The sequence below is a fragment of the Pedobacter endophyticus genome (genome assembly GCF_015679185.1).
GTDB lineage: Bacteria > Bacteroidota > Bacteroidia > Sphingobacteriales > Sphingobacteriaceae > Pedobacter > Pedobacter endophyticus.
The window spans coordinates 3,857,346-3,879,166 of record NZ_CP064939.1 but is presented as its reverse complement, the minus strand read 5'-3'; the positions used below and the strand labels follow the sequence as shown (position 1 = coordinate 3,879,166).

Sequence of the window (21,821 nt, the reverse complement as noted above, 5' to 3'; positions counted from 1 at the left end):
TGGGTCTCGGGTCTGAGGACGTTATACTTGGGAAATAATTATAAGTATCTTCTGGGTCTTTTTATTTAGTTTATTGTTTTTAATTGCACAATCAATATGTTTGAAATATAAAAAAGGGGCCTGTTTGACGGATATGGTTTTCCGTTGTACGTGCAAGTAGGGTTAGTATCTCCGTAGCTCACAGGGATATCTCTTGGATGATGCTCGATAATGCCGTATTGCCCTTACGCTATTTAGGTGGCTCCTTATCTCTCGGTATATAGTTTTCTGTGTCTCTGAAAAGCAGATGGTCATAATAGAGCCCGATTAACGGGGCTCCCTTATCCTTTACAAAACCTGCGATCGATTTTCTTATAAACATTTCGTTCTCGGTTGTTTGTGCACAGGTATCCAAAAAGGTTTTTATATCCATAACATAGCCCACATTCAGTTCATCTCTTAAAAACTTCTTTTCTTTGGCGTTTAACGAAAACCGCTTAATGATGTATTTAATCGCTGCTTTACGCTTCGGCTCCGGCTCGTAATAGCCATGATAATTTTTGGGGTCGATTACGCCCAGGCCACGAAAATCTTCAGGCAGGTAATCATCATCCCGTTCGAAAAGGCTATATTTTATTACCCGGTACAGGTCAATGATCTTGATCGAATGAGGATTATACCGATTAAGCATTGTGACGATTGAATTGTTATAGGTCGTCGTCTGTTTGCGCAAGGAGTCGGTGTTTTCCTTTAATACCCTATTAATATAGGTTAAATAAACCTCGGGCGATTTTTTTACCTTGGCAATAAGCGAAACGTATTGGTAAAAAAGAGAATCTCTAATGGCTTTATTTTTTTCATGATTACTAAATATTTTCTGATTTGGGTATATGCCATATAACTCGCACCATAGTTTAAGGTGGGCTAACTTTCGTAGGTCACGGCCAATGGTATCTTGAGCCAGGGCCACAGCCGAGATCAATGAAAGGGCAATCATGAAAAGAATCTTTCTCATGGGCTATTAAATTACTTTTTTCTATAATAAATGCGGGAAGCTTCCGCTTTGCCATTCACTATAAATGATGGTGCTGTGCTGCCATAATCTGCTGGGATATCTCTTGGGTGATGCTCGATAATGCCGTATTGCACCTGCGTTATTTACGGGGCTCCTTATCTCTCGGCATATAGCCTTCTGTGTCTTTGAGATGCCGGTGATAGAAATAAAGCCCATCTAATGGGACTTCTTTATCTTTTACAAAACTTGCGATCGATTCTCTTATAAACAGTTCGTTCTCTGCAGTTTGTGCACAGGTATCTAAAAAGTTTTTTATATCCATAACATAGCCTACATTCAGTTCGTCCCTCAAAAACTTCTTTTCTTTGGCATTTAACGAAAACCGCTTGATGATGTATTTAATCGCTGCTTCACGCTTCGGCTCCGGCTCATAATAGCCATGATAGTTTTTGGGGTCGATTACCCCTAGATCAACAAAATTTTCGGGCAGGTAATCATCATCCCGTTCTAAAAGGCTATATTTTATTACCCGGTACAGGTCAATGATCTTGATCGAATAGGAATTATAATAATAAAGGGGTGTAGGAGGGAATGGAATTTTATAGACCATCTCCTGCTTGCGCAAGGAGTCGGTGTTTTCCTTTAATACTTTATTAATATAGGTTAAGTAAATCTTGGGCGATTTCTTTACCTTGGCAATAAGCGAAACGTATTGGTAAAAAAGAGAATCTCTACCCCTATCTTTTTTCCTATCACTAAATTCTTTCTGATTTGGAAATACCCCATGCACCTCACACCAGAGTTTAAGGTGGGCTAACTTTCGAAGGTCATGGGCAATAGTATCCTGAGCGAAGGCTGCTCCTGAAATAAATGATAAGGTAATAATTAAAAAAATGTTTCTCATGGTCTATTAAATTACTTTTTTCTATAATAAATGCGAGAAGCTTCTGCTTTGCCATTCACTATAAATGATGGTTCAGTGCTGCCATAATCTGCTGGGATATCTCTAGGGTGATGCTCGATAATGTTCCAATATGGCCCCATTTTACTACGTATTTTAGTGGCATATCCTTGCGCATCAACCTCAATTACCACGCCCGCATGTGCCCAGGCTGGCCCATTCCCTTTATGGTTAGGAACATAGTATCCTATTCTATCGCCAACCTTGATAGGAATACCATTCTTCACTTTTTCCCATTCTGGGCCTAGCTCAAATCTAAGCATCCACTTGGGGCTTCCAGGATATTTTAATGCCCCAGGCACATCACCAAAAGCGTAATAATAACAATTAACCAAATCTTCTGGTTTAGTATCGCCTGGCACAAAGCTTAAATACTTATCAAAATCTTTCGTCTCTTTTAATTTCGGCCTCCAATAATAGCTGGCCGGTTCTCTATCTCTGGGGATGTAAAGTACTTGGCTGGGTTCAAAATCAAAGGGTTTGTTCATTAGCCTGCCTAGTAATTGTTCAAAGGTTAAGGGTTTATTCAAGAATAAATACCCCACCGCCCATCTGCCAAATTCTTTTACCGCTCGATCTTCCGTTTTCAAATGTTCATACAGTTCTGCTGTGACTGACGGGTTGTTATTTAAAAATGTTACCTCTGCAACGGAAAGATGCATCTGCGTGTCGGCGTCTGTATTAAACCACTCTATCAGTATCTCGGCCAACGTTTTGGGAGCCGTGATAGGAGTAATTGGTGGTTCAACTGGTATGGCCAGTTGAGAGCAGGGTAGCACGTACGCTGTGCCCGGGGGTGGTGGGATAGTTGGGATGGTATAATTCGGATCTGGGTTACAGTTTAGCGGCACATAGTCATTTCCGTTGGTTCCGGCTCCACTTATGCTCCCATTAGTACCAATTGTTGTCCCCCCCGAGCTAGTGCCCCCTGTCCCATCAATTGGATCATCCGGTATATCTATGTTGCAATCGTATTCTACTTCTACCTTTGCTGTTTTGTGCGAACCTTCGCTGGGTTTGCCCCTAGGGCAGTCGCAGATATCATATTGCGCATAAGTATGGCCAACACAGGGGCAGGTGTTGGCCTGGGTTTTTATAGTTAAAATTGTGGTTACCAAGCAAAGCACATCGCCACCAGAACTGTCCATAACCTTTCCATTCAGGCTCGCCAGCATGCGCTTTTTCAAGGCGCTCTTTCTTATTATTTCGCCGTTGTCAAATGAGTAGATCTTTTTTATGCTTCCATCCCAGTTCTTAACTATAATGGCACCGTCGTACTTCCTTGATGTTTTGGAATCGATCCACTTTTCGGTTGGCTTCAACTCTACCCATTCGGTTATCATATTACCCTGTTCGTCTTTCCGCATCATCATGTAGTTCAGAAAGCCATAGTGTACCATGCGGCCTTTAGAAATATTTACATAGGTATTGGGCCTGTGCAACGGGGTTAACACGGCGTTTGGGCCTGCGCCGAGCGCTTTGAGCTGGGCGGCATCCCACATTGGCCGATTAGCTTCTGTGCTGTCGTCGTCTGCAGTCCCGGTATCGGCCAGAGGACTGGTTGAAGACAATTTGCGGTGCTTTATCGAGGTGATGTTTTGCTCAAAATAAGCCCTCGCCTCGGCGATGGACAGGCCGTTTTGCAGGTCTTTTGAATTGGGCTGTATAATGTCCTTCTTACACCCCTGCACCAATAACAGGCACATTACACCTAAGCAGGCCGCAGCCTTGCCGGTGGTAAACTTTAATTTCTTCATGACGATCATGTTAAATAATTTTCTATTATTTAGGGATGATCAAAAACTAAAGGTAGGATAATAGAAATGTTATCAACTATAAAATACCCATTATTACATGAAAATAATCTAACACACGCTCTAAAGCGATTAAAACTTCAAAGAATAAATAAAATTTTACACGAAGCGTTGTTTTTACAATACCTGCATGTAGGTAACGTTTCATTAAGCTGATATTGGGCTTGTGCTTTTTTAGGGGCAAGTGCTTCGTAGGTAAGAGATTCTTCCTAACGCTGGATTTAAAATCAAGAGCCAAAGGGCTTGTGCTTTTAAGGGGCAAGTGCTTCGTAGGTAAGAGATTCTTCCTACGTCAGATCCGATAGCTATCGGATGACAACCTCGCTAATAGGGCTTAAAAGATATAATCAGTGACACAGTTTAATGAACAGACCCACTTCTTTGTATCTCGGAGATACCTTTTGCTATCTAAAAGATGCTTTTTACTACCTCAGAGCTACCTTTTAGTACCTCAGAGCTACCTTTTAATACCTCCGAGCCACCTTTTAATACCTCCGAGCTACCTTTTAATACCTCAGAGCTACCTTTTAGTACCTCAGAGCTACCTTTTAGTACCTCCGGGCTACCTTTTAATACCTCCGAGCTACCTTTTAATACCTCCGAGCTACCTTTTAATACCTCCGAGCTACCTTTTAGTACCTCCGAGCTACCTTTTAGTACCTCCGAGCTACCTTTTAGTACCTCCGAGCTACCTTTTAATACCTCCGAGCTACCTTTTAATACCTCCGAGCTACCTTTTAATACCTCCGAGCACCAAATTGGTGCTCGGAGGTACTTTTAAATGCCCGTAAAGGCACTTTATCAAAAATCAGACTTATACAGATGGTGTACTTCCTTTGCCGCGACCGGGAAAACGTTGCTTCAAATCATCGTACATAGCCTGCGTACCGGGAATGTCAGATCGACTTGCACCCTTAATGGAATGATATATGACTAATGCCGCCTCGTAGGCATCGCCACCTGCTACCATGCCCGTGTCTTCTATGCCGCGTACAAGCGTGTTTAGTTGCTGAAAAATGTTGTAACTGTCGGCTGCAAGTTTGTGATCTTTTTTTGCCTCTTCCAAATCGATGTAATTAGGCACCAACGAAGGATTTTGTACGGCATACTCCAGGGTTTTATTTACAAAAGCCAATGTCTTGTCGCCCATTTTTAAAGTGGAGATTCTTTCCTCTGCAGTTAAGTTAATGGTTAAAATTGGCTTTAAAGTGACCTTTAATTGTTCGAGAGCTGCTGAAATGGCTGCTGATTCTTCCGGATTGATCTCAATTGAGATCTTGTTGCTTTGACTCATAATTCATTTTGGTTTTATATTAAGTTCATTCTTAATCAGTTTAAACCACAGCCAAAAATATAGCACTGCAACAATGACTCGTTTAGCTCTGGATTACAAATCCAGTGTTATGTAGGTCGAGGTTACAAACCTCGACCAGCACTGGGCCTCGACCAGCACTGGGAATGCAAACCTCGACCAGCACTGGTTGAAACGCCACTGTGCTAAGTGTACTATTTTTCTAAAAAATGTGGTTTGTATTAATCGTTTTCAACCGTGGGATTAGCTGGGCAAACAATGATTAATGTATAGGGGAGTTTTTTACTGACCTAAATATATGTAAAATTTGTTCAAAGTGATGAGGAAGAAAAAGTTTTTTTGCGCTGTCATCCTGAGGGGTAATTATTAGAAATAAAATCAATATGATCAGATAGCTATCGGACGACTTAAATTATTCTTGCCGTCATTCCCGCGCAGGCGGGAATCCTAAAGCGTTGCGCTATTTTTTTGCATTAAGATTCCCAGTCAAGCTGGGAATGACGACCGTTCAGGTAGTATCTTATAAAATAGCATATTACACAGTTTCGTCAATAGTAGTGCCCGCCTGACCGGACGGGCAGGTAGTGCAAAAAAATCAATATGATCGGATAGCTATCGGATGATGTAAATTATTCTTGCCGTCATTCCCGCGCAGGCGGGAATCTTAAAGCGTTGCGCTATTTTTTTTGCATTAAGATTCCCAGTCAAGCTGGGAATGACGACCGTTCATGTAGTATCGTATAAAACAGCATATTACTTTATAGCATGAAAGATGCTGATCCCGAAGCTTCGGGGCAGCAGGACGACCGTTATCAAACTCAACAAACAAAAAAGCCACCTTCCGTTTTGCAGAAGATGGCTGAAAAATTAGGGAGATGATTGGCTTTATTTTTTGGTAACCTTAAATTCGGTACGCCTGTTTTTGGCCCGGCCTGCAGGGTTGTCTTTTTGTTTTTTGCCTTTACCAATGGTATTGGGCGCAAGGGGCATCGATTCGCCATAGCCTTTAAACGTTAGCCTCGATGCCGCAATGCCTTTACTCACTAAGTACGTTACGCACGATTGTGCCCTTCGGTTCGAGAGATCGAGGTTATACTCGTCTGTTCCTAAATTATCGGTGTGCGAGCCCAGTTCAATTTCCATTTGCGGATTATCTTCCATAATCGGAACCAGAAAATCGAGCACTTGCTTTGATGGTTCTGTTAAATCGGCGCTATCAAACTCATAATAAATATTATCGAGCGCAATTGGGATGCCGAGCTTAAAAGGACTCAAACAATAATCTTTAGTAATTAAGGTATCGGCCTTGGCAAGCTCCTCGTAAGCATAATTTTTGGTAATGGCGAAATAGTTATCCTTTGCAAAAGTGAGCTTAACGGGTCGCTTAGAATCTACCTTGAAACTATATTTTCCATTGGGGCCTGTTACCAGTTTCTGTTGTCCTTCGGCATTTGCAAGCATCACATTGGCTTCTGGCAATGGCATTTTCGTTTTACAATCTGTTAAAATTCCGTTTACGTTGAAAGCTTCTTTCTTTACCTCAAAAAGCTCCATACAGCAGGTCGATTCGCGATCGGAACTGATGTAGCCTCTATTGCCGAGCGCATCAATGGCGGTGAAATAAATATCATCTTTGGATGAGTTAAACGGATAGCCCAGGTTTTTGGGCGTTGCCCAGGTAATCAGGTCGCCTTCGGCTTCAAAAAAGTCGAATCCGCCAAGGCCCACCCGCCCGTCGGTGCTAAAAAGTAACTTCTTCGTATTTACATTATAATAAGGTGCCCGCTCATCATCTTCGGTGTTAATGGTATTGCCAAGGTTTACGGGCTGGCCCAGCGATCCATCATCACGAAGGGTACAAAACCAGATGTCGAACTTTCCATAACCTCCGGGCCTGTCAGACGAAAACAACAGATATTTTCCATCGCCGGTTACAAAAGGCTGCGAAGCATTAAAATCTTTGCTATTTACCTCAAGCCCCAGCGGTTGCGGGTCGCTCCAACTATCGCCCGTTTTCTTCGCGGTATAAATGGCATAATTACTTTTCTCGTGCCAAACGGTAAAATAAGTAGTGTTCCCATCAGGCGTAAATGTGGTTGCGGCAACTTCAACATCTTTGGGCAGCTTAATGTTCATCATTTTTACCGACACATCGTTACCCGCAGCAAAGTCGCTTTTGGCCGAATAGATGTTGTTGATAAATGGATTGGATTTGGTTGACACCTGCACCTCGCCCGTTTCGGTTTTAACGATGTCTTTCTTTCCTGCTACTGCAATTGGCCGCGAGGAAGTGAAATAAAATTCGTTATTAATTTTAACGGGCGCATAGTTAGATCCCAGTCCGTTAAGGTCGTTAGGCAGCTTTTTTACCCGAACCATCCGCGGGAAACGCATTTCGTCGATAGCAAACTTACATGATGCAATTTCCTTTTTGGCATCGCCGGCAAGCGGGTCACCGGGATTTTTTTGAATGTACTGCTCGTACGCGGTAATGGCTTGTGTAAACTTTCGGTTTGCATTTAACGATTTTGCATAATAAAACAGTGCTTTTCTAAACCGGGTGTTGGTAAAGGTTATGGCAATGCTGTAATACTTTTCGGCTTCGGTAAAATCACGATATAAGCGGCTGGCTTCGGCAAGTTTAAAAATCGAGCCTTCGTAATCTTCAATAGTTTTCTCATCTGAACTCGATTTTCTATCCTTCCCGTAAGGTAAAACCGCGTGTGTGCTATCGCCTGTAATTTTTAATGCCTTTTTATAAAAGGTAGCAGCAGCATAATAATCCTGATTTTCGAAATAAGTATCGGCAACCCGCTTGTAATTGACCACATATTGGGCTTGGGCAAAGCTGCCAAAGGCTAGTAGAAAAATGGCTAGTATTTTTTTCATCTGATTGATTATAAACGTGGACAGAAAAAGTTTGGCCCGATAATTCCGTTGCGACCAATTAACGATATAGACAATTCTAACCCACCATTACTGTTAGAAGCGCGATTAAAGCTGGAGGTATTTACATCGTAGCTTAAACCGAACACCATATTGCGGAGCTGCAAACCAACAAAAGCAATGGCAGCATCTTTTACGCGGTAATTGCCGCCGAAAAGGAAGCTTGAGTTTTGGTTAACATTCAGCTGTGCGTAAGTACCAATAGAAATCTCCTGGGTGTTTCCCTGGGTCATGTACAAACCGTTCGGCACAATATCCAACAAATCTGATGCACGGATTCGGGCGCCTCCGTGGGCGGTAAAGCGCATTGGAAGCCGGGAGGCCATTCCTGTAAAATGATCTTTAGGGCGGGTTAAATGCGATACGCTGGCTCCGGCAAACACATTGGCAATGCGATTGGGGTCTCCATCGAAAAACATAATGCCTGCGTTTACATCGGGCATTAAGGATGATTGTGAAGATAAAGTCTCGCCACTCATCATGCTACCATCGTAACCGGAAAGGGGATTAAACTGATCGCCAAAGCGTGCCTGAGAAAAATCGAAACTCCGGTTGATAATGCCTGCCTGCAAACCGAAACTCACCATTTGCAAACCTTCTGCGCCAAACCGCAAACGATAGGAACCAGACACCAAGGCGGTGAGGTAGTTAAAATCTAACTCCCCTGCCCGCTGGTTGAGTACGGTTGCGCCAAAAGCGAAGTTCTTTTTTGGCGCTAAATCGAATGAAGCGCCCCCGGTTACAAAGGGGCTGTTTAATGAGCTCCATTGTTGTTTAAAGTTTACCGACCCGCGGTAGTCGCCATCAATTACACCTGTTAGCGCGGGGTTTAGCCACAGCGGGTAGGCATAGTATTGAGAGAAATGCGGATCGGTTTGTGCAAATGACCTTGCCGTTAACAACACAAGTACGATTACTGCGATATATATTTTTAAAGCCGATAGTAATTTCATGGTCTTTTATTTTAACTGTTTCTGATTTAACTGCACTTATCTAATTAACGTTACTGTTCCTTTTCTTATCGTGGTTGTTCCATCTTTGAAAGTTACTTCGGCCATGTAAACGTACACGCCAATCGGTTGATTTACGCCTTTATAAGTACCATCCCATCCGGCCGACATGTTGTCGCTTTGATAAATGAGTTGGCCCCATTGGGTATAGATGGTCAGTTTGGCACCTGCAATGGCGGTTCCGTAAATCATAAAGGTGTCGTTTTTACCATCGTTGTTCGGTGTAAACGCATTCGGGATGTAAACATCGTTACCAAATGGATTTGCTGCCGTACCTGTAACCGGACTTGAATTGGCACTGGTTTGGCAGTCGATTTGTCCCCTTGCCCTTACAATAATCGTTACGCTTTGATCTGGTTTCAGCCCCGATACCAGATACGATGTACCTGTTGAACCATTGGTTGGATTTACCCAGGTTAAGCCGTTATCTAACGATACTTCGTAAGCGGTTGCACCTGTTACGGGCGACCAGGCGAAGTTTACACTGTTTGCGGTAGTGGCCTGCACAACTACAACTGGCCGCTCTAACACCGGAAGCACATTAACTGTTACCGGGGTTCTTGTTGCACTTAAACATCCGCTTGCTGCAACACTTTCTACATAATAAGTGGTGGTAGCCGTTAATGCCGGGGTAGTAAAGATTGTACCTTCTGCCAGGGCGCTACCGCCAGCGCTTGCTGCAAACCAGGTGTAAATTAGCCCGGCTGTAGGGTTGTTCACTGTAAGTACTGTTGTACTGCCCGAACAAATAATTCCGTTTGCTGCCGTTACCGATGTTGGTGCAACTGGCACTGGCGAGGCAGTTACATTTACAGCTGTTCGGGTTGTTGATACGCATGAACCGTTTGTACCTTCAACATAATAAGTTGTATTTGCGGTTATCGGTGGCGTGGTAAAGTTAACGCCCGTACCTACAATACTTCCGCCTGTTGCGGTGGTATACCAGTTGTAAGTTACTCCTGTTTGTGGGCTGGTAACCGATAATACGGTGCTGCTGCCTGCACAAGCACTCACTGCCGATGAAGCTACAGTTGGGATGCCCGGCTTGGCGTTTACGGTTACCGTAATGCGTACGCGGCCGCCTGTGTTGTTACAACCTCCGGCCCCGGTGGCTATTACATAAAAGTCGGTGGTTGTTGTAAGCACTGCCGTAGTATAGCTTTGGCCAGTGAAGAGTAAATTTCCACCTGTTGCGGCACTGTACCACTGGTAGGTTACGCCATTTTGTGCATTGCTAATGGTTAACGTGGTAGCCTCGCCTGCACAAATATTAGTTCCGGTAGTAGAAACCACTGGGTTTTCTGGTGCTGCATTTATGGTTACAGCTACTGCCCTTGCCGCTGTAGGCAGGTTTTCGCATTTATTATCGCCCTTAACGGTTACATAATAAGTGGCGTTACCGCTTAGTGCCGGCGTAGTAAATACCGAGCCAGTAAACACGGGGTTGGTAAGGGCCGCATCGCTGTACCAGGTAAATACCGGGTTGGTTACCGTTGTAGAGCTTGCTGTAAGTACGGCAACTGCATTACCACAGATGGCGGTAGCGCCGCTTACTGTAATATCGCTTGCAACTGCAGTTGGGCTAACAACTACCGTTACGGCTACGGCATTGGCCGCAGTATTTTCGCATTTATCGCTACCCTTAACAGTTACATAATAAGTGGTTGTAGCGGTTAGGTTAGGCGTAGTAAATATGGCACCCGTATACACAGGCACTGTTAACGAAGCATCGCGGTACCAGGTAAATACCGGGTTGGCTACGGTTGTAGAGCTTGCGTTAATTACCGCAGTTCCGCTGCCGCAAACGATGGTTGGTTGCGATACGGTTAGATCTGCCTGTGTGGCACCCGCATTTACAGTTACCGTTACCACTTTTGCAGTTGCCGAAGCATTCTCGCATTTATTATCGCCTTTAACAGTTAAATAATATTTTGTGGTTCCGGTTAGCGCAGGTGTACTAAACGATGCGCCAACAAAAGCCACCGATGTTAAAGCAGCGTCGTTGTACCAGGTAAATGTTGGGTTGGTAACCGTTGTGCCCGATGCTGAAAGCACCGCATTTGAACCTGCACAAATTGTAGCGTCGGCTGCGGTAATATCTGCGTTAGTGGCTACCGGAGTTACCGTTACGGTAACTACTTTCGCGGTACCCGCTGCATTTTCGCATTTATTATCTCCTTTAACCGTTACATAGTAAGTGGTAGTACCGCTTAGCACCGGTGTGGTAAACGTAGCACCAATATAACTGATGTTTGTTAAAGCAGGATCGCTGTACCAGGTAAATACCGGGTTGTTTACGGTTGGCGAAGTAGCACTTAACACAGCCGGCGAACCTGCGCATGCTGTTGTGCCTCCATTTACGATAATATCGGTTGTGGTTGCTAACGGATTAACCGTTACTGTTACCACCTTGGCGCCTGCGGCCGTGTTTTCGCATTTGTTGGCTCCTTTAACCGTTACATAATAAGTAGTGGTATTGGTTAAACCGGTAACGGTAAACGTTGGCCCGGTAAATACAGGCACTGTTAACGAAGCGTCGCTGTACCAGGTAAATACCGGTTGGGTAACCGTTGTGCTCGAAGCCATTAACATTACAGTCGAACCTGAGCAGATTGCTGCATTGGCTAACGAAATATCAGCAGCTGTTGCAATCTCTTTTACGTTTACGGTTAATGCTTTCGCTGTTGAGTTTTCGCACTTATTGTCGCCCCGAACCGTAACATAATAAGTTTTTGTTGCGGTTAATGCAGGCGTGGTAAAATTAGGACCCACAAAGGCAACATTGCTTAAGGCAGCGTCGCTGTACCAGGTAAATACCGGATTAACAACAGTTGTTGCAGTTGCCGACAATGCTGCTGTGGCACCGCTGCAAATCGAAGTCGACCCACTTAAAGTGATATCAGCATCGGTTGCAACCGGATTCACCGTTATCGTAATCGCTTTTGCAGTAGCGGCGCTGTTTTCGCATTTGTTATCGCCTTTAACGGTTACATAATAGGTAGTGGTTGCGTTTAGGCTTGGCGTAGTAAATACCGGACCTGTAAAGGCAACTGTAGATAAATCTGCAGCGCTGTACCAGGTAAATACCGGGTTGGTTACCGTGGTGCTCGATGCTGTTAATACTACGGATGAACCACCACAGATTGTGCTCGTACCCGATAGGCTAATATCGGCTGCCACGGCAATCGGATTTACCGTAATGCTCACTTCGCTGGCATTGCCCGGCGTATTGGCACATTTATTTGTTCCTTTAACTGTTACATAATATTTGGTTGAGGCTGTAATGGCAGGTGTTGTAAAGGTAGCGCCCTCAAAAACCTGATTAGTTAAACCTGCATCGCTGTACCAGTTAAATACCGGGTTGGTAACCGTTGTGCTCGATGCCGTTAACACTGTTGTACCCGAAGCGCATAACGAGGTGCCGCCTGTTACCGTAATGTCGCTCGCAATTGCTGCTGGATTTACGGTAATTGAAACCGGTGTACGTGTTGCATTTGCGCAGCTGTTGCCATTAACGGCTTCTACATAATACGTGTACACGCCTGGCGCAAGCGATGCAGAAGTAGTAAAACTGCTGTTGTTGCTTACCAACCTGTTGCCGCCTGTTGCCGCATCGTACCAGTTGTAAGTTACACCTGCTACCGCTTGCACACTTAAAGTGGCCGGGCTGTTTACGCAGGTGCTAGCCGGGTTAGTGGTGCTTAGCACTGGTGTAGCCGGTGGAGGCAATATAGTTACGGTTACTGGTGTAGCTGCACTTTCGCAACCTGTTGCAGTGGCCGTAGCAGTTACATTGTAAACGTAAGTTCCGGCGGTTAAAGCTGGGTCGGTAGTAAACGTTGTTCCGTCTTTTCCTGTTTGATATACCGATCCGAGGTACCATTTATACACAATTCCTGCCTGCGGATTGGTTACATTTAAAGTTGCTGTAGCGCCCTCACAAGCTGTTGCCGTTGCAGTTGCTACGGTTGGCTTGGTGATGGTTCTTTGTGCATAATCAAAATTAACCGAGGTTAATGCACCCAAAATGCCCGAATTAAGTCTTAATTCTACCCCGTCGAACCTGCTTGTTGGCACATACGTTAAAATTGCAGTGCTTCCGCCCGCGAGTAAATTCAGGGTGATCAATGGGTTTGAAATTGATGTTGCATCGTTATTGCTGGTTGATCCCTGGAATGTGGTTAAAGTGAGGTTTTGTAACAGCGCCACCGATAATAATTGCGCCGGAACGGTAACTTTTACCCTTAAAGTATCGCCAATGTTCGAAAGCTCAGGGAAACCTACCTGATGATAAACCGAGGCACCCAATGCGCCTACCGGAATAACAAGGCTCGAACCGGTATTGGTATCATTATCAACAGCAAGCGTTGGGTTAATAACACCTGCGCCAACAGCGATACCGGTTACTCCGCTTGCAACGGTGGTGGTAGCCGATCCGCAAGGCGTTGTAACTGGAGGGCCCGATGTTACGGTTACGGTAATGGCCGCCCTACCGATTCCAATACATCCACCAGGCGCACTGGCTTCTGCATAGTAAGTGGTAGTTGCTGTTAATTGTGGCGTTACAAAGGTATCGCCGGTAAATAATAAGTTGCCTGCAACCGGTGCATCGTACCAGTTTATGGTTGCGCCGGCTGTGCTCGATGTTGCTTTTAATATAGCTACCGAGTTGCTGGTAATGGTAATTGATGGCGGTGTAATTACCGGAATATCAATTGTTCCTAAAGTGATGGTTGCTTCGGTTCTGGCCGATGGCGTACCACAAGCATTGGTTGCAGAAACGAAATAGCTTCTGTTTGCCGTAATTACAGGCGTAGTAAAGTTATCGCCAGTGAATAAAACGGTTGTTGATGTTGCCGAATCGTACCAGTTGTAAGTTGTGCCCACCACAGGGTTGTTCACCTGCAAGGTTACCGCCGTGTTTAAACAAGTACTTACATCAGCATTGAGTAAAGTTGGTGCAACTGGTGCAGGGTTGGTGGTTACCGTTACCGGTGTTCTGTAGCTTACACAGCCCGTTGCCGAAACTGCCGCTACATAGAATTTAGTATCGCCGGTTAGCGCAGGCGTTGTAAAAATAACACCATCTTTTCCTGCAAGGTAATTACCTGCTTCGTCGTACCATCTGTAAGTTAAGTCTGATGATGGGTTACTCACCGCAAGCTGTGCTGTAGCACCCACGCAAGCCGTAGCATTTGATACACTTACTGTTGGTGCAGCCAAAATGCGTTGTGCGTAGTTGACATCAATCGATGTAAGCGCACCCAATACGCCGGAGTTTAACCTCACTTCTACGTTGTCGAATATTGCGGTTGGCACGAAAGTAACTTCCGCTTGGGTACCACCGCTTAATAACTGAATATTTAATAAATTGCTGTTTAACAATCGGGCATCGCCGTTGCTGTTTGTACCCAGATAAGTAGTTACCGAAGCGTTTGCTAGAAGCGCCAGTGATAATAACTTGCCGGGAGTTGAAACCACTACACGCACGGTATCGCCAATGCGAGATGCCGAACCGAACGATAACCTTTGGTAAACTGATGCGCCGACTGCACCTACCGGCATAACCAGCGATGAAGCAGTTTGTGTATCGTTATCAATTGATAAGGTTGGGTTAAACACACCCGAAAGCAGCGCTACACCGTTTACGCCGTTCGTTTGAGCGATTGCGCCTTCACACGGTACCGGATTTGGCGATCCGTTTCCGTCAACCGTAATGGTAATCTGAACCCGATTTGAAGAGGTACATCCATTGGTCGAAACCGATTCGATATAATAAGTTGTTGTTGCCGTTAATGGTGGTGTTACATAAATAGCACCTGTATAAATTGGTGTTGTTGCATTTGCAGAAGTGTACCAGTTGAAAGTGTTGGTGGCATCTGTTGAACTTGCAGTAATAATAGCCGTTTGGCCCGCAGCAACAGTGGTTGTATTTGCACTCACTATTGGCAGCTCAGGGCGAGGGTTAACACTCACCGCAGCCACAGCCCGCGTTGCGCTGGTACAGTTTCCTTGCGCTGCTTCTACATAATAAGTGGCATTAGCGGTTAAGGCTGGCGTAGTAAATACTTCACCAGTAAATACTAAGTTGCCACCTGTTGTGGCATCGTACCATCTGTAGGTAGTGCCCGCAGCAGGATTCGCTACCGATAATGTAGCAGGTGATCCTTCGCATACATCGGCAATGGTTGCCAATACTGGTGTAGGCAATGATGGGGTAACGGTTACCACAACCGGAATTCTTGTTGTGTTTGCGCAAGTTCCTTTGCTTACTTCAATATAATAAGTAGTTGTTGCCGTAAGTGCCGGCGTAGTAAACGTTTCGCCAGTTGCTAAAGCGGTGCCTCCGGTTGGTGTGTCGAACCAGGCTAGCGTTGTGCCGCCATTGGCAGTTGCCGTTAAGGTGGCCGTGCCTCCAGCGCAAATGGTCTGGTTTCCGGCGGTAATGGTTGGGGCAGGATAAACCGCAGTGGCGCCGTAAACATCTAAACTGGTTACTGCAGATATAACGCCTCCTAAGCTTACCTGCACTCTATCGTAAGCGCCGCCAGCCGGAATAGTTGCGGTGAACCGGTTTCCAGAAAGCAATTGAAGATTTAGAAGTGATGAATTTAACTGAACGGTTCTTACAACGGTTGTGCCGTTCATTACGTTCAATGTTACATTACTTAACAAACCAACATCTGCAAGGCCGCCAGGTAAGGCTAAATCCAAACGGATGCTATCGGTGGCAGTGCCCGGTGTGTTAAAAATGAGTTGCTGATATCCTGTTGATCCGACACCAACTGCCAATGTAATTCTGGTGAAGTTGCTCGGATTGGCATCGGTAGAGTTTCCGGCACCGGTGATTCCACACAGTAAGCAAACTCCGGTAATGCCCGAATTTTGGGTGCTCGCTGCATTACAGGCACTACCGCCATCGCCATTAATTACGGTAACAGTAACCGGAACACGAGAAAGGCTTGCGCAACCCGATGCGTTTACGGTTTCTACATAATAAGTGGTGGTAGTAGATAGTGCAGGCGTAGTGAACGATGCGCCCGTTGCAAGCGCGGTTCCACCAGTTGTGTCTGCATACCATGAAATTGTGCTTCCGGCATCGGCAGTAGCCGACAGGTTAGCGGTTTGACCAGCGTTAATAACCTGATTGTTGGTAATAATAGTTGCAGGTGCAGCATCGGGATTTACAGAAACCGTAACCGCGGTTCTGGCACTTACTGCAGTTCCGGAAACGGCCTCCACATAGAAAACAGTTTGCGAAGTAACTACCGGAGTCGCAAAAACGCCTGTGTTATTGGTGGCTAACGGTGTGCTTCCTGCAGAGGCATACCAGTTGTAGGTTACACCAGCCTGTAAATTACTTACGCTTAGTGTTGCCGAACTGCCAGAGCAAACCGTTGCTGCGGCCACAACCGGAGCATTTACATTAACAACGAGGCTGTATGTAGAGGTTGCACTGTTGCCTTCAGCATCAGTTGCAGTTAATGAAACGGTGTATGTTCCGCCCAAAGTTGGTGTTCCGGTAATTTCTCGCGTGGCGGTATTAAAGCTCAATCCCGGAGGGATTCCCGTTGCCAGATAAGTATAAGGCCCGGTTCCGCCGCTTACCGCCGGCAGCGTTTGTGTAGGGTAAGAAGTGCCGACAATACCATTTGGCAAAGTGGCGCCCGGTAGCGAAAGCACGCCAATTACTCTTAATGAATAGGTGTTAGAAACAGTTTTTCCTGCGTTATCAGTCGCCGTTAAGCCAATTGAATAATTGCCGGCTTCTGTTGGTGTACCAGTAATCTGTCTGGTTGTTGCATCGAACGTTAAGCCCGCTGGTAAATTACTTGCCACATAAGTATATGGCGATGTACCGCCAACTGCTGCAGGCAATGTTTGCGCTGCATAAACAGTACCCTCCGTTCCATCAGGTAAAGTTGCATTCGGTAATAATAATGGGTCGCCAATTGTAACGTTGTAGCTATTTGTTGCCGTGCGTCCGGCAGCATCGGTAACCGTTACCGGAATGGTAAACGTACCAGCCTGTGTTGGCGTTCCGGTAATTTCCCGTGTTGATGGATCGAAAGTTAAACCAGCAGGAAGACCTGTAGCAACATAAGTATAAGGTGCAGTACCACCGGTTGCCGATGGAATGATTTGCGTAGTATAAACTGATCCCGTTGTTCCGTTGGCCAAAGTTGCCGCAGGTAAAACCAACGGATCTACAACCGCCAATGTAAAGTTAGCGGTAGTGGTGTTACCCGTTGCATCGCTAACTGTTACCGGAATGGTATAATTGCCCGGTTGAGTTGGTGTTCCGGTAATTTCTCTTGTTGTCGTATTAAACGTTAAGCCGGAAGGAAGACTAGTTGCCGAATAAATATATGGGCCAGTGCCACCAGTGGCTGCAGGTATACCGTTTGTAGTATATGGCGTTCCGGTAATACCGTCAGGTAAAGCACCAGGCGTTAGCATTAACGCTGGCGAAGTAGCTAAATTAAATGTTGCCGTAGCTGAACAGTTTTTGCTGTCGGTAACCGTAACCGAAAACGTTGGGTCGCCAGTGGCCGTTGGTGTGCCACTAATTAATCCCGCTGACGAAAGCGTTAAGCCTGTCGGCAAAGTGCTTCCCGAGCTTAGGGCATAAGTATAGCCGGGCGTACCGCCGGTGGCTACAGGTAACTGCACGCTGTATGGCGATGCAATGGTGGCATTGGCTAAAGTTGTACCAGCAAATACAATTGCCGGATTTACCGTTACTGTAACCGGAACCCTGATTGGATTAGGGCACGATGCCTTGCTTACCTGAATGTAATAAGTTGTAGTTGTAGTTAATGCCGGGGTAGTAAAAGTTTCGCCCGTTCCTAATTGCGTACCTCCTGTTGGTGCATCGAACCAGGCCAAAGTTGTGCCGCCGTTTGCCGTTGCCGCTAATGTTGCCGTTGCACCATTACAAACCGTTTGGGCACCCGATGTTAAAGTTGGGGCCGGATAAACTACCGTTGCACCGTAAATATCTAAGCTGCTAAGTGCCGAAACGGCAGCGCCAAAACTCACCTGAACGCGATCGTAAGCGCCGCCTGCCAAAACAGTTGCCGCAAAGCGATTGCCGCCCAACAAGCTGAGGTTTAATAAGCCGCCATTAATAGTTGTTGTGCTAACAACGGTACTGCCGTTAAGTACGGTAACCGTTATGCCATTTAATACGTTTACATCGGCCAGGCCACCTGGCAAAGCCAAATCTAAGCGAATGCTGTCTGTAGCAACGCCTGTAGTTGGGAAAATGAGTTGCTGATAACCTGTTGCGCCAACGCCTACGCCTAACGATAATCTGGTAAAGTTACTTGCGTTTGCATCAGTAGAATTGCCCGCTCCGGTAATGCTACAGGCAACACAGATGCCGTTGATGCCTGTGCTTTGGCTATTTGCTGCATTACATGCGGTTGAGCCGTTATTCGAAATTACGGTAACTATTACAGGCACACGCGTTAAGCTGGTACAACCGGCTGCGCTGGTAGTTTGAACGTAATAAGTGGTGTTGGCCGTTAACGCTGGCGTAGTAAACGATGTTCCTGAACCCACCTGTGTACCGCCGGTTGCCGAGTCAAACCAGGTAATGGTATTGCCTGAATCGGCAGTAGCCTGTAAGGTGGTCGATTGACCGCTGTTAATTACCTGATTGTTGGTTGTTACGGTGGCCGGTGTTGCTGGTGGGTTCACCGCAACCGATACTTGTGTTTTGGTGCTCACCGCTGTACCCGATACTGCCTCTACATAAAAAACAGTTGCCGCAGTTACTGCAGGTGTTACAAAAGTACCATTGTTGTTTGTAGCTAAAGGCGTACTTCCGGTAGAAGCATACCAATTATAAGTTACACCGGCCTGCAAGTTACTTACCGTTAATGTTTCTGTACTGCCAGCGCATACTGTAGCAGATGCCACAACCGGCGCAGTAACACCAACGTTTAATGCGTAGCTGGTAGTAGCCTTGTTGTTATTGGCATCGGTTGCAGTTAAAGCAACGGAGTAGGCACCGCCCTGAGTTGGCGTACCAGAAATTTCTCTTGTAGTGGGGTTAAAAGTTAATCCCGGCGGAAGGCCCGTTACAGCATAAGTATAAGGAGCAGTGCCGCCCGATACCGCTGGTAAGGTTTGCGTTAAGTAGGAGTTGCCAACCGTACCATCGGGCAATGTTTTACCCGGCAAGTTTAATGTTCCCACCACCCTAAGCGCATAGGTATTACTGGCGGTTCTGCCCTCACTGTCAGTTGCAGTTGCGCTAATGGTATAATTACCTGCCTGTGTTGGGGTTCCTGTAATTTGTCTCGTCGACGGATTGAAAGTTAATCCAGCCGGAATGCCAGTTGCTACGTAAGTATAAGGACCAACGCCGCCAACTGCTGCGGGAAGCGTTTGTGCTGCATAAGCCACACCCTCGGTACCATTTGGCAAAGTTGCGGCAGGTAACAGCAGCTGATCGTTAATCACGATCGCATAGTTGGTCGTCACTGTTTTTCCGTCGGCATCTGTTACTGTTACCGCAGTGGTAAAAGTGCCCGAAGCCGTTGGCGTTCCGGTTATGGCCCGCGTTGTCGGATTAAAAGATAGCCCCGGAGGCAATCCTGTAGCCGAATAGGTATAAGGCGTTGTACCGCCGGTTGCCGATGGAATAATTTGCGTGGTATAAACTGTTCCGGTAGTTCCAGCGGCTAAAGTTGCAGCCGTAAGTACCAAGGGATCGGTAACCTTAACGGTGTAGTTCGAAGTAATGGCATTTCCATTCGCATCTGTCACCGTAACCGGGATAGTATATTGCCCCGGAACGGTTGGTGTTCCTGTAATTTCTCTTGTTGCCGGATTAAATGTTAATCCCGGAGGCAAGTTATTGGCAGTATAAGTATATGGGCCGGTACCGCCAGTGGCAGCCGGGATGGTTTGAGTAGGATAAATTGTTCCGGTTATTCCCTCGGGCAATGTACCCGGAGTAAGCGCCAATGCCGTGGTTACGGTTAGTGTGTAACTTGCAGTTGCGGTACAGTTTTTTGCATCTTTTGCAACTACAGAAAAGGTATACGTATTTGGAGCTGTTGGCGTGCCCGTGATAATCCCCGTCGAAGAAAGGCTTAAACCTGCCGGCAGCGAGCTTCCGGGGGCCAGTGCATAAGTAAAGCCTGGTGTTCCGCCTGTAGCAACATCCAACTGTTTGGCGTATGCAAAGCCCGGTGTTGCATTGGTAAGCGTCGATCCGTTGAAAACAATTTGAGGATTAACGGTAACGGCAACAGGAACCCTGCCCGATTCCAATGTACATCCAGATCTTCTGGCGGCAACATAATAAGTTTTATTCGCTGTTAACGCTGGCGTGGTAAAAGTGCCATTGTAAGCAACTGTTGCCAATGGGGTTCCACCCTCAATCGCATCGTACCAAATCAATTCGTTTGTGCTAAGCGTAGTTGCCGTAAGTGCCGCAGGTGTATTATAACAAGCAGCAACGGCGTTTGTTGCAGGCGCTGTAAACGTTGGTCGGCCTGCGGTGCGGGTGACACCATAAATGTTGATGCTTTGCGTAAGATTTAAGTTAACAACAATGCCGAGGCTTACCTTCACACGATCGAAAGTTACACCCGGCGAAAAAGGTACCGTAGTGGGCGCACCGGAGTTGAGCAATCCCAGTAAATCGAGATTTAACAACGAAGCCGCCGAAGCGGTGTAAACCTGTGTGTTGCCGTTATAGGCCGTAACGGTAATATTATTTAAAACGCCAGCAGTTAGCAAGGCTGATGAAGAACTGAACCTGAGGTTAAAATCGTCGCCCGGGTTAGAAGGGTTTAGGAAATAGAAATTCTGACTGACGGTAGCGCCTACGCCCAATATCCCCAAACTCAAAGTAGAATAGTTATTTGGATTGGCATCAATGGCGTTTTGACTGTTTGTTACGCCCGAACCGCCAAGTTGCAAGGCATCGAGTGTAATGCCCGTTCCCTCAAAACCAGTGGTAAAGGCCTGCGCACAAGGATCGTTCCCGGAAGCATGAAAGGCATAATAAACCTTGGTGCTGTTGGTTGTTCCCAATAATAAACTGCTGGTAACATCTCTTACATACACCCTATCGTAAGCCTGCGTAGGTGTAATTGCCACATAAAAATAGCCATTACCATCTTTAACCAAACGTAAATTAGGGCTCGAAAACGCAGCAGTGCTTGAGCCGCTGAGTACAGTGGTTCCGGCAGCGTTTTTTGCCCCGACTTCGAACGAGTGGTTACCTAAAATAACGTTGCCACCAACATTGGCCAGCAATCCGCCCAGGTTGCCCCCAAGCAGTGCATTTAGCACATCGCCATCAAAGTCTAATCTTATATATGTTGTGGTGTTCGCCGGAACAGCGTCGGCAAATTTCAGATCGATCTGACCTGAATAGCCTGCAAGCCCCAGAGCCACCCCGCCAAAAGATTTAACCGTAGCAAACGTATTATTGTCGCTAGTGGTGGCGTTAGTTGCATTATCAACTGTCGGCGTGTTATAACAAGGACCTAATCCTGCAATACCGCAGCCCAAAAGAGACGACATTCCATTGGGAGAAACCGCACTTACAGCATTTGCATAAACTTTGGTTTGAGCATACGATTTAGACTGGAAGAGCGTTAAAAGAATGATGATTGCAAATGCATGAGCAATGTAATAGACTCCTTTCAGGGAACTTTTGGTAAAGATTTTCATCATGTCAGGCGTTAGTTAGGATGATTATATTCGGTGACTTTCGGGTAACGTATTAGGGAACGTTATTTTTTCATGACAAAAC

At 45.9% G+C, this 21,821-nt stretch carries 9 protein-coding genes; all 9 read right to left on the bottom strand.

Annotation, left to right across the window (positions count from 1 at the left end; genetic code table 11):
• Window positions 1–229: 229 nt before the first annotated feature.
• The 9 genes from IZT61_RS15760 to IZT61_RS15730 all read right to left on the bottom strand — a co-directional run bounded on the left by IZT61_RS15760 (window position 230) and on the right by IZT61_RS15730 (window position 21,742).
• Window positions 230–994, bottom strand: coding sequence for a hypothetical protein (locus IZT61_RS15760; protein ID WP_196098010.1), 765 nt, complete (start codon window positions 992–994; stop codon window positions 230–232).
• Between the two features lie 139 nt (window positions 995–1,133).
• A complete protein-coding gene (locus IZT61_RS15755; RefSeq protein WP_196098009.1) occupies window positions 1,134–1,898 on the bottom strand; it encodes a hypothetical protein in 765 nt (254 codons plus the stop codon).
• An 11-nt stretch (window positions 1,899–1,909) separates the two neighbouring features.
• Window positions 1,910–3,712 (bottom strand): hypothetical protein, encoded by a 1,803-nt coding sequence (locus IZT61_RS15750; RefSeq protein ID WP_196098008.1) that lies wholly within the window; start codon window positions 3,710–3,712, stop codon window positions 1,910–1,912.
• A 76-nt stretch (window positions 3,713–3,788) separates the two neighbouring features.
• Window positions 3,789–3,917 carry a hypothetical protein gene (locus IZT61_RS22460; protein ID WP_262895695.1) on the bottom strand — a complete coding sequence of 43 codons (129 nt, stop codon included), beginning with the start codon at window positions 3,915–3,917 and terminating at the stop codon, window positions 3,789–3,791.
• Window positions 3,918–4,177: 260 nt separating this feature from the next.
• Complete coding sequence (locus tag IZT61_RS22605) at window positions 4,178–4,528, bottom strand: hypothetical protein (protein ID WP_394370743.1); 351 nt, start codon at window positions 4,526–4,528, stop codon at window positions 4,178–4,180.
• Between the two features lie 55 nt (window positions 4,529–4,583).
• A complete protein-coding gene (locus tag IZT61_RS15745) occupies window positions 4,584–5,063 on the bottom strand; it encodes a hypothetical protein (RefSeq protein WP_196098007.1) in 480 nt (159 codons plus the stop codon).
• Between the two features lie 903 nt (window positions 5,064–5,966).
• Window positions 5,967–7,970 carry an OmpA family protein gene (locus IZT61_RS15740; RefSeq protein ID WP_196098006.1) on the bottom strand — a complete coding sequence of 668 codons (2,004 nt, stop codon included), beginning with the start codon at window positions 7,968–7,970 and terminating at the stop codon, window positions 5,967–5,969.
• A gap of 8 nt (window positions 7,971–7,978) precedes the next feature.
• Entirely contained in the window at window positions 7,979–8,980 is a 1,002-nt protein-coding gene (locus IZT61_RS15735) for a PorP/SprF family type IX secretion system membrane protein (protein WP_196098005.1), read from the bottom strand.
• Between the two features lie 36 nt (window positions 8,981–9,016).
• Entirely contained in the window at window positions 9,017–21,742 is a 12,726-nt protein-coding gene (locus IZT61_RS15730; RefSeq protein WP_196098004.1) for an Ig-like domain-containing protein, read from the bottom strand.
• Window positions 21,743–21,821: the final 79 nt, after the last annotated feature.